Genomic DNA, 11,942 nt, shown 5'->3' with positions numbered 1-11,942 from the left:
TCGACCTTCAGGTCCATGGTCCCGCCTTCGGGGCCCTGCAAGGTGACCGTTTTTGTTTTTTGATCGACGGCGACCACGTTTGCCGTGACCTTGACCTCGCGCCCCACCATGCCGCCGGGCTTCGCGCCGCTTGCCGCGCGCTCCATCGAAGGCGTCTCCTGCATCGAGGTCTCGCCACCGCCGCCCTTTTTCAGGCTCAGCGTGAGGGCCTCCTTGTAAGTCATGGTGACGACGTCGCCAACCTTCAGTTGATCGAAGTTTCTAACCTCCGGCCCCAACTCGACGTCGACCATCTTGCCGTCATGGCGCTTTAGGGTGACGGTGCGCGTATCGGGATCGATCTTGTCGACGGTCGCTGTCACCTTGTGCATGCCGGAAGCGCTGGCCTTTCCTGGCTCGCGCGTCACATTGGCGGACATCTGCCCTTGGGCCGCGGCAAGCTGCGCCACGGCGATGATTGCTGCTGAAACAACCCACTTGACGTACGACATCGCTTCCTCCATTTGGACACCGACGCCCCACAGTCTCGCGGCGGCCGCGATCTGCGCCGCCGGGCGCCGCGTGACGCGGCATCGGGCACCACGCCCAATGAAACGTTGCGTTTGCCTCGAACCTCGCTGCTCGCACGCCAGCACCACGCTCGCACGGGCGACAGCCCCGGCGCAGCAGCAACACGACGTGCGAATCCCAGCTTGCAACCCCATACTGTCAGACGCAGCGAAAAGGACAAATCAGACCTTGGTCTTATGCTGCTGCGTACAGACCACGTGTCCCTCGAAGGGGTCGCCGTCCAGCCTCCTGTCCGATCCTGGTTCGAGCACGCGCGGTACTACTTGACCGTGTAGCCACGCCCTTCCATGCACGCGGAGAATGCGCGATTGAACGTGTCGATTGCGCCCTGCGTCTGCGCCTGGCTATTCGCCTGCGCAGCCTGCTGGTTCCGACGCGCGCGTGCTCCGCCCACCATCGTCCCGCCCACTGCGCCAATCGCCGCGCCCTTGCCGGCATCGCCCGTGATGGCGCCGATCACCGCACCGCCCGCCGCGCCGCGCGCAGCGCCCTGGACACGCTCTCCGCCCCCGACTGCCGGCCCCGAAGGGGGCGGCGACGTCGATGCAACCGTGGCCGGGTCGATACCGGTGTTGGACTTCGCCCATGAATAGCACGCCGATTGATCCTTCTGCTGTTGCTGTGCGCTCTGCCCCCTCGCCGGGTAAGCGATGGGCGTTGCCTCCACGGCAGCCACGAACAGCAATGCGGCCGCGCACGCTGCGCCGGCGCGGCCAATTATGTAGGCATCCATATCAACTCATTCTGCACGCCGGGGCGCACACCGATCCTGCCCGATGCTATCGACGGGGAGCCGAGCAACGACTGCCGTAGCCCCGCATGAGGCCCGAGCGCATGGCAATCGCGCCTGGCGGCCTCCCGTGCGCCTGTCCTTTCAATCATGTAACACGTAAGCAGGTCAGGACAATGAGACCATGGTCCTACCGTCACCCGCAGCAGGCTGCCGACGATTCGGCACGTTTGCAAACCCAGTGATGCCCTGCTATACGGGCCCACTGCGCCGGCCCTCCGAGAGGTGTCGGAGGCGATACTCGCGGCAAGCCTCGCGCAGTGGGGTTCGTGACCGTACCCCATGCGAGAAAACCCGGCAAAATGGGCGCTTCACTCGCACGCGCAAGCAACCGGCGGGGTAAAACACCACGCAAGGAGACGGTTTCGAATGGATCGGATGGCAGCCATGGAAACGTTTGTCGCGGTGGTGGAGGCCGGCTCGTTTTCGGCGGCCGCGCGGCGGCTGAAGCTCGGGCAACCCGCCGTTTCGAAATCCGTCGCGCAACTGGAGGCGCACCTGGGCGCGCGTCTGCTGCTGCGCTCCACGCGCGGCCTCACGCCCACCGACGCCGGCCAGCGCTTCTACGAACACGCCCGGCTCTCGATCGAGGAGGCCGATCAGGCGGAGCAGGTGGTGCGCGAGTCGTCGGGCGGGCTCTCGGGAGTGCTGCGCATCAGCGCGGCCGTAACGTTCGCGCGCCTGCACGTGCTGCCCGCGCTCAAGACCTTTCTCGAGCGCCACCCCAATTTGCAGCTCGACATCATCCTCGACGATCGCTCGATCGATCTGCTAGAAGAGGGGGTGGACGTCGCCCTGAGAATGGGCTCGCTCGACGACTCGACGATGACGGCACGGCGTATTTCGCAAACCCGGCGCCTCGTGGTCGGTACGCCGCAGTATTTCGCACAGGCCGGCGTGCCGCAAACACCCGCTGAACTGAGCCGGCACCAGGCGATCGTCTATTCGCGGCGCGGCGGCGGTGAATCCTGGTCATTCAGCCGCAACGGCACGCAAGTCGCCGTCATGGTCACCGGGCGCGTGCGCGTGAGCGCAGCCGAAGGCATGCGTACTGGCGTGCTCGGCAATATGGGCCTCGCCATCGCCTCGGAATGGATGTTCTCGCCCGAACTCGCAAACGGCACGGTGCAGGTCGTGCTGACCGGCTGGCAATTGCCGGCCGTCGACCTGTGGGCCGTATTCCCGGCTGGGCGGCTCGTGACCTCCAAAGCGCGCGCGTTCGTCGCCTTTGTCGAGGAAGTGCTGGGGACGGCAGCCCCAGTGGTGGCGACCGCTGCACACGAGCGCTGAAGCGCGCGTTGCGGGCGACTACACGCGCGCCGCCGCCTTTTCGAGAACCGGGAACATCTCCTCGGGTTCGGGGCGCTGCGTGTAATCAGGATTGACCTCCGAATACAGCACGACACCGTCGCGACCGATCACATAGCGCGCCGGCATGGGCAGCGTCCAGGACGGGTCGTCGTTGAACGCCGCAAGATCGTTCCTGAGGCGCTTGTACGCCTCGATCAGATCGTCGGGCAGCGCGAAACGCAAGCCGAATGCCGAGCTCGTTTCGCCGCGCGGGTCGCTCAGCACCGCAAAGCCCAACGCGTTCTCGCGCACCGCCTTGCGGCTGTTCGCCGGCGTTTGCGGCGAGATCGCCACGATGCTCGCACCGAGTGCACGCAATTGCGGCAATGCCTCGTTCAGCGCTTGCAGCTCGAGGTTGCAATACGGGCACCAGACGCCGCGATAGAACGTGACGACGAGCGGCCCGTGCCCCAACCGTTCGGATGACGAAACGATATGGCCGTCCTGATCCTTCAGGCTGAACTGGGGCGCACGCTGGCCCGCCTTGATGGCGCGGGCCGCCTGTCCGCTCGCGATCAGATCGGCGGTGGCGCGCTCCATGATCGGAAGGATTTCGGGCGACGCGTTATAGGGCGGCTTGCCGGCCTTGAAATCGGCCTTGAAGGCATCGAGTTTCTGTTGCAGCGACATGACTGTTCTCCTTGCACCTCACAGGTTGACGGTGAGCCCATGATGCGCGACGAGACGCACCCGCAAAAGCTACGTCTCGTCGATAACAGTCATTCCCGGCAGGCATGGCCCACTGCGGGCCCACGTTTCAGATCGACTTGACCTCGCCGCCGTCCATCCTCAGTGTCGTCCCCGTCATCCAGTGCGCGGCCGGCGATACGACAAACGCCATCAGTTCCGCTATCTCCTCTGGCGTGCCGTACCGTGCGATGCCGGCTTCGGCGGGGAATTTCGCCGTCGCTTCTTCCACGCTCATGTCGTGCAGCGGCGCCCAATGCTCCAGATAGGACTGGCGGCGGCCCGTCATCACGGCACCCGGCAGCACACTGTTGACCTGCACGCCGTCCGCGATGCCCCGGTCCGAGAATGCCTTGGCGAGCGCGACGATGGCCGCATTGATCGTGCCTACGGCCGCATAAGGGGCCTTTGGAAACAGCGCGGAATTGCCCGACATCAGCACCACCGCGCCCGAACTCGCCTTCAGCGCCGGCCAAGCCTCGATGGTCAAACGTCGCGCACCGTGCAGTTTCAACGCAAGGCCGCGCTCCCACTGCTCGTCGGTCATCTCGAACAGGTCGATCTGCGGCACCGCGCCGGCAATGTTGAGCAACGCGTCGATACGGCCGAAAGCCGCGAGCGTCTGCTCGACCACTTGCCGCGCGGCCTGCGGCGCAGCGAGGTCGACGTCGATCACGAGCGCCTCGGCGCCCGCCTTTCTCACATCGGCGGCGGTTTGTTCGAGGTTCTCGCGGTTGCGCGCCACCACGGCGATCGAGCCGAAGTCCCGCGCCAACCTCACGGCAGTCGAACGACCCATGCCCTGGCTCGCGCCCGTTACAATTGCGACTTTGCTGGCCATAATCGCGCCCCCATTCAATCAGTATTGCCAATCATTTACCCGAGAAATTCGATGATCTCCGTGGCGATCTCATCGGCGTGTGTTTCCAGCGCGAAGTGACCGGTGTCGAAGAAACGCACCACTGCGTCGGGCAGGTCACGCTTGAACGCGTGCGCGCCCGCGGGCAGGAAGAAAGGATCGTTCTTGCCCCACACGGCGAGAAACGGCGGCCGATGCGTGCGGAAATACGCCTGAAACTCAGGATACAGCGCGACATTGCTTCGATAGTCGCGGAACAGATCCAGCTGAATCTCATGCGCGCCAGGGCGCTGCATGTAGTAGTCGTCGAGCGAATAGCCGTCGGGCGACACGGCCTGTGCATCAGGCACGCCGTGCGTGTATTGCCAGACCGTCGTCTCACGCGCGAGCAGCGCGCGCAGCGCTTCCCGATTGGCCGGCGAATCATCCTGCCAGTAAGCGCGAATCGGATTCCAGCCGTCGCTCAACCCCTCTTCATAGGCGTTGCCGTTTTGCGAAATGATTGCCGTGATCCGCTCGGGGTGCGCGAGCGCGAGACGCAAGCCCGTGGGTGCACCGTAGTCGAAGACATACACGGCGAACCGATCGAAGCCGATCCGTTCCGTAAAGCGCGCGATCACCTTCGCAATGTTCTCGAACGTGTACGCGAATTGCGCGCGATCCGGCAGGTCCGACTGGCCGAAGCCCGGCAGGTCCGGCGCGACGATATGGAAGCGCTCCGCCAGCTTCGGAATGAGGTCGCGGAACATGTGGCCGGCGCTCGGAAAGCCGTGCAGCAACAGCAGCTTCGGTGCGCCGCGCTGGCCGGCTTCACGGTAGAAGACGTTGAAACCGTCTACGTCGGCACGGCGGTAGGCGATGGCAGTCATTGGGTTTCTCCAGAGGGGCACTCATGAACGGGGGTTTGCATCACACCGCGCGGCGTGGCGGGGCGTGGCGCGATGAAATCGATTGAACGACTTTTTGTAACCTGTCAATTCATTTTTTACAGGTTACAAAGTAGATCCGTAACTTGTCAAGAGGGATTTTGATGGTTACACTGAAAACCGTTTAGTTAGCGATTCGTCACAAGAAATGGACTACCGCCCGATTCCCGCGATATTCGTAGCCGATGCTCCCGGGCTCGACTTCCTGAACTCGATCGCGACGCCGGTGGATGTGCCGGTCGACTGGATTGGCGACGGCGAAGGCCTGCTGTCCTGGCTGGAGCAGGCCGACATGGTGAGCGCACCGACGCTGGCCGCGATGCGCTCGCAATTCCCTGCGGCCGAGCTCGACGCGGTTGCGACACGGGCGCGTGAACTGCGCGAATGGTTCAGAGGGTTCGTGCGCGACAGGAAGGGCCGGCCGCTGGCGAGCGCGGATCTGCTCGAACTCGATCCGCTCAATCGGTTGCTCGCGCGCGACGATCGATACGGAGAAGTCGTCGAGGGAGATGCCGACGGTGGACCGGCCTTCGAATACCACGTGACTCGACGGTGGAAGTCGCCGGAATCGCTATTGATGCCGATTGCCGAAGCGCTGGCGAAGCTCGTTTGCGAGGAAGACTTCACGCAAGTGAAAGCGTGCGAAGGTCCGCGATGCACGCTGTTGTTCGCCGACCACACGCGCGGCCACGCGCGCCGCTGGTGCAGCATGGCGATCTGCGGCAATCGCGCCAAGGTTGCCGCACATCGCAAGAGGCTCAAGGAGCGCGAGAGCGGGTCATAATGCGTTTGCCCACGAAATACGTTGCCTGCGTCAAAGCGAAGCTCGCTTCGCTCGAGGTTTCGCGCTTTTAGCTAATGCTCTGCAGTCCTTTGCATACTGCGGGCTTGTCTTCAATCGCGATCCGGCGCGCCAAGCGGAAACAGCGGTCGAAACGGCCGCGCCTCCTCCACGGCACGCGCAAACGACGGCCGGGCGAGCAGCCGTTCGCGATAGGTGCGCAACACCGGATACGTCGCCGCAATCCGATGCGTCCAGTCGGCATAGAACAGGGAAGGCGCCGCCGCGCAGTCTGCCAGCGTGAAGTCCTCGCCCGCCGCCCAGGTTCTGCCTGCAAGCTGGCGATCGAGCCACGCGTAGGCGAGTTCGAGCTTGTTCCTGGCAAAGTCCAGCCCTTCCTCGCGCTTCGCCGGGTCGCCGGTCAGCGCGCCATCCACTGCGCGCTGCACGGGCGTCATGACATGCAAATCGAAGAAGCGGTCGAGAAAGCGCACGTCCAGCGCCGCCATGGGATCGGCAGGCAGCAGGCGCACCGGCCAGGAATGCGCGAGTTGCAGGTACTCGATGATGATGCTTGTTTCGGCGACGTTGCGCTCGCCATCCACGAGCAGCGGAAACTTGCGCAGCGGCCAGCGCTGCAGCCACTGCGCCGAGTGCTCGGGCATATCCGGCCCGAGGATGCGGAATTCGAACGGCGTGTTGTTCTCGTAGAGCGCGATGAGCACCTTCTGCGTGTACGAGGAGAACGGATGGCCATAAAGCGCAAGCGACATCGTGGGACCCCCTGATCCGGGCAGGCATGGTTGTCGACGGTTGGCAAGTCGTTGAACCATGCACCCGTTGTGTGGGGATTGCAAGCGTCGGCTTGCCACACACTATCCGGCCGGGCGCAGCACTATAACGAAGCGCTGTGGCGTACGGCCACCGGTGGCTAACCGCACCGGATGCGGTGAGTGGCATCGCGCGCAGTGCTGTTATTTCACAGCCCGGCTTGCCACTGCTGCGCGTTAGGGTTGAGGAAATCTCGAACCAGCCTTCAAACACGTCCCAAGAGCGACACACAGCCCGATTCCTCCAGGTGCCGACGTGTACGACGAAAACAACGCCTCGATCGGCGTTTTTGGTCAAGGCAGCCGCGCTTTCGTTCGCAGCGCACACGACGCGGGAACGTGGACCATCAAGTGGGGCAAGTCGGATGCGCAGCAATGCTCGTATCCCTATGCATTGCCGAAACAGAACCAGAACGCTGACGCAGCGCGTGTCATGACCCATGTCACCGGGACCTGCATGAGCATCAAAGGGGAATGATATGAACAGCATGATTGACAGACTACTGAAATACGTTGCCACTGCACTGTTTTTTCCCGCGCTGTTGATGGGCAAAGCATCCATTGCCCATGCAGCCGACGCCGATTGCAGGCCGCGCGGTCTGTCGGGGTCGGTCAACACGGTCAACGTGGTCAACGTGGTCAACGTGGTGACTTCGGGTCGAATGTGGCCGTGCCCTATGCGGCGGCGGTCGGCGCCACCATCGCCACGCAAGCGTGGAACGCGCCATCATCGGGACTGGATAATCCTTCGGTCATCATCATGCAATGCCGCAAGGCCGGCGATCTGCGGATAAAGATCGTCGCCAATCAGACCGACCCGACGCCTCGCGGCTCGGCGGGGTTTCTCCAGGCGCTGTCACCCAACATCAATGTCCGGTTCACGCTCGGAACCGACACCAGCAATTCATCCATGTGGATGAACACCACGGGCACAGGCAACACCACTACCATTCCCAATACGATTCCCGATGTCGCCGATATTGGCGGCGGCCCCCTGAACCCCTCGCTCGCAAGTGCCAACTTCACCAGCCAGCCGGCCGGAACCTACAATCTGACACTGGCGAGGTTGATGCAACTCATCCCGTTGACGGCCACGGCCACAGGGCATCGTCACCCGACTGCACGGCAGCGAGTGCGACGGCACAGATAGATCGTTAGCAGTGCGAAGGCGGTTGCGGCTTCATCGCCTCCCACCCGCAAGCCGCAGCGCATCGGGATGACGCCTCAACCGCAACATCGCGATGCAGCCGAGCGCGGGCCCCACGGCCAGCATGCCGAAGCCGCCCCGCCAGCCGAGCCACGCCACCACGTAGGGCACGAGATGGATGCTGACCAGCGTGAGCAGAAAGCCCGCGCAGGTCTGCGCGGTGAGTAGCGTGCCGACCGAGGCCGGATCGGCCAACTCGGCTACGCTCGCCGAGAACTGAGCCGAATCGGCGATCACAGAGAGCCCCCACACGAGCGCAACGACACCCATCACGACGAGGGGCGCGCTGGCGAGCCAGCCCATCAACGCCGCGCACGTGGCGCTCGTTGCCATCGCGCCAACCGTGACGGCCGTGCGGCCCACGCGATCCGCGAGCGCGCCCCCAAGCCACGCGCCCGCCGCACCAATCCCGATGACGGCAAAGGTCATCCATTCCGCGCGCGTGCGGGCGTTGGCCACGCCGCGGGCCGCCAGCGTTTCCTGGAGGAACAGCGCGAGCCACGCCCACATAGCGTAGAGCTCCCACATGTGCCCGAGGTAGCCGAGATTGGCGAGACGCAGCGCGGGCTTGCGCCATGCCTGCGTGACCTTCGTCATGTCGATGCGCGCCGCCCGCCGTATGTTCGGGCCGATGCCGGCAAAACCGATCAGCACGGCCGCGCATGCCGCGCAAGCCGCGGCAACGCCGTAGATCGTGCGCCAGTCGAGGCCGCCCGTGGCCGCCAGCAGATGCGGGCTGGCCGACCCTAGCGTGAGCGCGCCCACGAGCAGGCCAACGAGCAGGCCGAGATCGCCCTGCGCCCATGTGGCCGCGAGCCGCATGCCAACGGGATAGACGCCCGCCATGGACATGCCGGTGATGAAGCGCAGCGCGACGACCACGCCGCCAACGGGCGGCAAAAACGCGAGCGCCGCCGTGGCGACAGCGGCCACGAGCGCGGAACCTGCGAGCAGCCTGCGCAGATCGTAGCGGTCGGGCAGCGAGAGCAGCGCCGAGGTCACCGTGCCGGCCACGAAGCCGAACTGCACGGCGCTCGTGAGCAACGCCTCGTCGAACGCGGCAATGGCGTGGGTCTGCTTGATGACGGCCACCACCGTGCTCGACGAGAACCAGACGCCCATCGCCGCGACCTGCGCGAGCAGCAGCAACGCGAGCGAAGCGGCCTTGCCGCGTTGCGCGGTTTCGGGCTCGGGTGGCATCATTTCGTCGGTTGCTCTGGCGCTTGCCGTGGCAAAAGGCGACGTGCGCGCCACGCTCAGGCCGCCGCGGCGTGCGCTTGCGCGAGCACGCGATGAAACGCCCGGCCGAACCAGATCAGGCCGTCGCGCCCGCCCACCATGCGCGCCGCCTTGATCTCGCAGAAGAACACCGTGTGCGTGCCGACTTCGGTCGCCCGCGTAATGTGGCAATCGAACGAACTCACTGCCCCGCGCAGCGCCGGTGCGCCCGTTTCGAGCTGGTACCAGTCGGCGCTCGCGAAGCGTTCTTCGATGTCCATGTCCTTGGTGGCGAAGTGCGTGGCCACCTCGCGCTGGTCGGCGGCCACCACGTTCACGCACAACCGGCCGTTCTCACGCATGATCGCGTTGTTGCGGCTAGCCCGATTGATGCAGACGAGCAGCGTGGGCGGCTCGTCCGTCACGCCGCACACGGCCGAAGCGGTGCAGCCCGCGCGCCCCGCGTCGCCGTCGGTGGTGATGATGTTCACGGCGGCCCCGAGGCCCGCCATGGCATCGCGAAAGAGTGATTTGTCCACCATGTTCTTGTCCGCTTGCCGCGGTCTCCTCGTAGCGGGAATATCAGAGCGCGCCGTTCGCGTGTGCGCCAGCGTGTGCGCCACCGCTTGTGCCACGATATCCGGCGCCCACGTGCGAAGCCGGCAGGCGCGCGCCGCCAGACAGTTTCTCGCGCAAGGTGCCCTCGCGATACGCGCGCTTGTAGGCACCCCGCTCCTGCAGCTCAGGCACCAGCAGTTCGATCACGTCGTCGAAGCACTCCGGCACCACCGTGCGCGAAAGATTGAAGCCGTCCACTCCGGCCTTTTCGCTCCACTCGATCATGGTCTCGGCAAGCTGCGCGGCCGAGCCCACCCACGGCGCCTGCCGGCTGCCGAGCACCATCTGCTCGAGCATCTTGCGGCGCGTCCATTGCGGGCCGGCGCTGCGCGTCATCGCTTCGACGTTCGAAACGATGGCCTGGCTCTTGCCCGTGTCGATGGGTTCGTCGAGGTCGTAGCGCGCGAAGTCGATGCCAAGCGACCCGGCCGCGTGCGCGAGCGCCGCTTCTGAACTTACGTAGCGGCGATACTCCTCGAATTTCGCACGCGCTTCGCTTTCGGTGCGTCCGACGATCAGCGTCGCGCCGAGAAAAACCTTCACGTCGCCGGCCTCGCGCCCGAGTTGCACGGCCTGAGCGCGAATGTCCCCGACAATCTCCTTCACGCCTTCCATCTTCTGGCCGTTGATGAACACGCACTCGGCGTGGGTCGCGGCAAAACGCCGGCCACGCGAGGACGACCCTGCCTGATACAGCACCGGCGTGCGCTGCGGCGAGGGCGCGCACAGATGCATCGCATCCACCTTGTATTGCGGGCCGCGATGATGAATCATGCGTACGCGCGCGGGGTCCGCATAAATGCCGCCAGCGCGGTCGTTGCGCACGGCATCGTCGTCCCAGCTGCCTTCCCAGAGCTTGTAGACGAGTTCCATGTATTCGTCGGCGAGATCGTAGCGGTCGTCATGCGCAGTCTGGCCGTCGATGCCGATCGCGCGCGCCGCGCTGTCGAGATAGCCCGTCACGATGTTCCAGCCAATGCGCCCACCCGTGAGATGGTCGAGCGTGGACATGCGCCGCGCAAACAGGAACGGCTGTTCGTAGATGAGATTGGCCGTCACGCCAAAGCCCAGATGCTGCGTGACCGCAGCCATGGCCGGAATGACGAGCGTGGGGTCGTTCACCGGCACCTGCACCGCGCCGCGCAGCGCGGCGTCGGCATTGCCGCCGTAGACGTCGTAGACGCCCACCACATCGGCGAAAAAAATGCCGTCGAAGAGCCCACGCTCGAGTTTCTTCGCGTAGTCCGTCCAGTACTGCAGCTCCGTGTAGCGGCTCGACTGGTCGCGTGGATGCGTCCACAAGCCTTGCTGGATGTGGCCCACGCAGTTCATGTCGAAGGCGTTCAGACGGATTTCACGTGGCATGTCGGCTCCTGGGCGGCGCACTCGGTGCGAGAAGTTTCGGGTTCCTCCGTTTGCGACATCTACTATAGTGGACGACTGGATACTAATGAAACCGCGATTTGATCCGGGTAAACGCGAGGCCACGCGAAGGTGCGCGCATGCTGCCATGCGATACACCGCAGGCGGCCTCGTATAATCGACAGCCTCCCACCTACCCAGATTGCCCACCGACCAGGCATGAACCGACCGCTCACGGACCCCACCACCGCCATCTCCACGCGCGTGCGCATCGAGCGCGAATCGCGAGGCTGGTCGCTTTCGGAAATGGCGGAGCGCTCGGGCGTTTCGAAGGCCATGATCAGCAAGATCGAGCGCGGCGAAGCGAGTCCCACGGCCACCGTGCTCGGGCGGCTCTCGGGCGCGTTCGGCCTGCAGCTTTCCATGCTGCTCGCGCTCGCCGAGCAGACCGGCGAGCGCCTCGCCCGCGCGGCCGATCAACAGGTCTGGCAAGACCCCGAAACCGGCTACACGCGCCGGGCCGTCTCGCCGCGCAACGGCGGCATGCTCGAACTGGTCGAGATCGCGTTGCCCGCCGGCGTTCGGGTCTCGTATCCGGCTTCGGCTTTCACGTTCCAGCATCAGCAGATCTGGGTACGCAGCGGCACGCTGGTTTTCGAAGAAGGCGAACAGGTTCACACGCTCGCAGCCGGCGACTGTCTGCAACTGGGGCCGCCCGCGCCCTGCACGTTCTTCAACCCGGGC

At 64.8% G+C, this 11,942-nt stretch carries 13 protein-coding genes and 1 pseudogene; 5 read left to right on the top strand and 9 right to left on the bottom strand.

The window, feature by feature from the left end; all coding sequences use genetic code 11:
- Both VMJ11_RS31570 and VMJ11_RS31565 read right to left on the bottom strand, forming a co-directional pair.
- Positions 1-491, bottom strand: a 491-nt coding sequence (locus tag VMJ11_RS31570) for a hypothetical protein (RefSeq protein ID WP_325624887.1), incomplete at its 3' end; no start/stop codon positions are given.
- A gap of 338 nt (positions 492-829) precedes the next feature.
- On the bottom strand, positions 830-1,303 hold the full coding sequence (locus VMJ11_RS31565; protein ID WP_325624886.1) for a YMGG-like glycine zipper-containing protein: 474 nt from the start codon (positions 1,301-1,303) through the stop codon (positions 830-832).
- 426 nt (positions 1,304-1,729) lie between these two features.
- Between VMJ11_RS31565 and VMJ11_RS31560 the strand changes: the two genes are divergently transcribed.
- Positions 1,730-2,650, top strand: a complete 921-nt coding sequence (locus VMJ11_RS31560) for a LysR family transcriptional regulator (protein ID WP_325624885.1) — start codon at positions 1,730-1,732, stop codon at positions 2,648-2,650.
- Between the two features lie 18 nt (positions 2,651-2,668).
- Here VMJ11_RS31560 and VMJ11_RS31555 read toward each other — a convergent pair whose 3' ends face one another.
- From VMJ11_RS31555 to VMJ11_RS31545, 3 genes are all read right to left on the bottom strand, one after another.
- Positions 2,669-3,340 (bottom strand): peroxiredoxin-like family protein, encoded by a 672-nt coding sequence (locus VMJ11_RS31555; protein WP_325624883.1) that lies wholly within the window; start codon positions 3,338-3,340, stop codon positions 2,669-2,671.
- A gap of 127 nt (positions 3,341-3,467) precedes the next feature.
- Positions 3,468-4,238 carry an SDR family oxidoreductase gene (locus VMJ11_RS31550; protein WP_325624882.1) on the bottom strand — a complete coding sequence of 257 codons (771 nt, stop codon included), beginning with the start codon at positions 4,236-4,238 and terminating at the stop codon, positions 3,468-3,470.
- 35 nt (positions 4,239-4,273) lie between these two features.
- Positions 4,274-5,125 (bottom strand): alpha/beta hydrolase, encoded by an 852-nt coding sequence (locus tag VMJ11_RS31545; RefSeq protein ID WP_325624880.1) that lies wholly within the window; start codon positions 5,123-5,125, stop codon positions 4,274-4,276.
- 205 nt (positions 5,126-5,330) lie between these two features.
- Here VMJ11_RS31545 and VMJ11_RS31540 point away from each other — a divergent pair, with 205 nt between their 5' ends.
- Entirely contained in the window at positions 5,331-5,966 is a 636-nt protein-coding gene (locus VMJ11_RS31540; RefSeq protein ID WP_325624879.1) for a CGNR zinc finger domain-containing protein, read from the top strand.
- Between the two features lie 110 nt (positions 5,967-6,076).
- Here the strand turns inward: VMJ11_RS31540 and VMJ11_RS31535 are convergent, their stop codons facing one another.
- Complete coding sequence (locus tag VMJ11_RS31535; protein ID WP_325624878.1) at positions 6,077-6,736, bottom strand: glutathione S-transferase family protein; 660 nt, start codon at positions 6,734-6,736, stop codon at positions 6,077-6,079.
- Between the two features lie 292 nt (positions 6,737-7,028).
- On the opposite strand from VMJ11_RS31535, the pseudogene VMJ11_RS31530 reads away from it, so the two are divergent.
- Positions 7,029-7,271 (top strand): annotated as a pseudogene (locus VMJ11_RS31530) (FimD/PapC C-terminal domain-containing protein); the annotation flags it as partial.
- 192 nt (positions 7,272-7,463) lie between these two features.
- Positions 7,464-7,943, top strand: a complete 480-nt coding sequence (locus VMJ11_RS31525; protein WP_325624876.1) for a hypothetical protein — start codon at positions 7,464-7,466, stop codon at positions 7,941-7,943.
- A gap of 30 nt (positions 7,944-7,973) precedes the next feature.
- Here VMJ11_RS31525 and VMJ11_RS31520 read toward each other — a convergent pair whose 3' ends face one another.
- The 3 genes from VMJ11_RS31520 to VMJ11_RS31510 are packed head-to-tail and all read right to left on the bottom strand — an operon-like array spanning position 7,974 to position 11,201.
- A complete protein-coding gene (locus tag VMJ11_RS31520) occupies positions 7,974-9,203 on the bottom strand; it encodes an MFS transporter (RefSeq protein ID WP_325624874.1) in 1,230 nt (409 codons plus the stop codon).
- Positions 9,204-9,256: 53 nt separating this feature from the next.
- Positions 9,257-9,760 (bottom strand): flavin reductase, encoded by a 504-nt coding sequence (locus VMJ11_RS31515; protein WP_325624872.1) that lies wholly within the window; start codon positions 9,758-9,760, stop codon positions 9,257-9,259.
- Positions 9,761-9,800: 40 nt separating this feature from the next.
- Positions 9,801-11,201: an LLM class flavin-dependent oxidoreductase gene (locus VMJ11_RS31510; protein ID WP_325624871.1), complete on the bottom strand. Its 1,401-nt coding sequence runs from the start codon at positions 11,199-11,201 to the stop codon at positions 9,801-9,803.
- Positions 11,202-11,417: 216 nt separating this feature from the next.
- Here VMJ11_RS31510 and VMJ11_RS31505 point away from each other — a divergent pair.
- Positions 11,418-11,942, top strand: a 525-nt coding sequence (locus tag VMJ11_RS31505; protein WP_325624869.1) for an XRE family transcriptional regulator, incomplete at its 3' end; no start/stop codon positions are given.

The sequence above is a fragment of the Paraburkholderia sp. genome, from assembly GCF_035501035.1.
Classification (GTDB): domain Bacteria; phylum Pseudomonadota; class Gammaproteobacteria; order Burkholderiales; family Burkholderiaceae; genus Paraburkholderia.
Note: the sequence above shows the minus strand (reverse complement) of the source record. Positions and strands in the feature narration are given on the sequence as shown.

Excerpts from the sequence above, each read along its gene's own strand:
- VMJ11_RS31535 (WP_325624878.1), bottom strand. The coding sequence starts at position 6,736 with ATGTCGCTTGCGCTTTATGGCCATCCGTTCTCCTCGTACACGCAGAAG.
- VMJ11_RS31520 (WP_325624874.1), bottom strand. The coding sequence starts at position 9,203 with ATGATGCCACCCGAGCCCGAAACCGCGCAACGCGGCAAGGCCGCTTCG.
- VMJ11_RS31555 (WP_325624883.1), bottom strand. The coding sequence starts at position 3,340 with ATGTCGCTGCAACAGAAACTCGATGCCTTCAAGGCCGATTTCAAGGCC.
- VMJ11_RS31545 (WP_325624880.1), bottom strand. The coding sequence starts at position 5,125 with ATGACTGCCATCGCCTACCGCCGTGCCGACGTAGACGGTTTCAACGTC.
- VMJ11_RS31565 (WP_325624886.1), bottom strand. The coding sequence starts at position 1,303 with ATGGATGCCTACATAATTGGCCGCGCCGGCGCAGCGTGCGCGGCCGCA.
- VMJ11_RS31560 (WP_325624885.1), top strand. The coding sequence starts at position 1,730 with ATGGATCGGATGGCAGCCATGGAAACGTTTGTCGCGGTGGTGGAGGCC.
- VMJ11_RS31550 (WP_325624882.1), bottom strand. The coding sequence starts at position 4,238 with ATGGCCAGCAAAGTCGCAATTGTAACGGGCGCGAGCCAGGGCATGGGT.
- VMJ11_RS31540 (WP_325624879.1), top strand. The coding sequence starts at position 5,331 with ATGGACTACCGCCCGATTCCCGCGATATTCGTAGCCGATGCTCCCGGG.
- VMJ11_RS31510 (WP_325624871.1), bottom strand. The coding sequence starts at position 11,201 with ATGCCACGTGAAATCCGTCTGAACGCCTTCGACATGAACTGCGTGGGC.
- VMJ11_RS31515 (WP_325624872.1), bottom strand. The coding sequence starts at position 9,760 with ATGGTGGACAAATCACTCTTTCGCGATGCCATGGCGGGCCTCGGGGCC.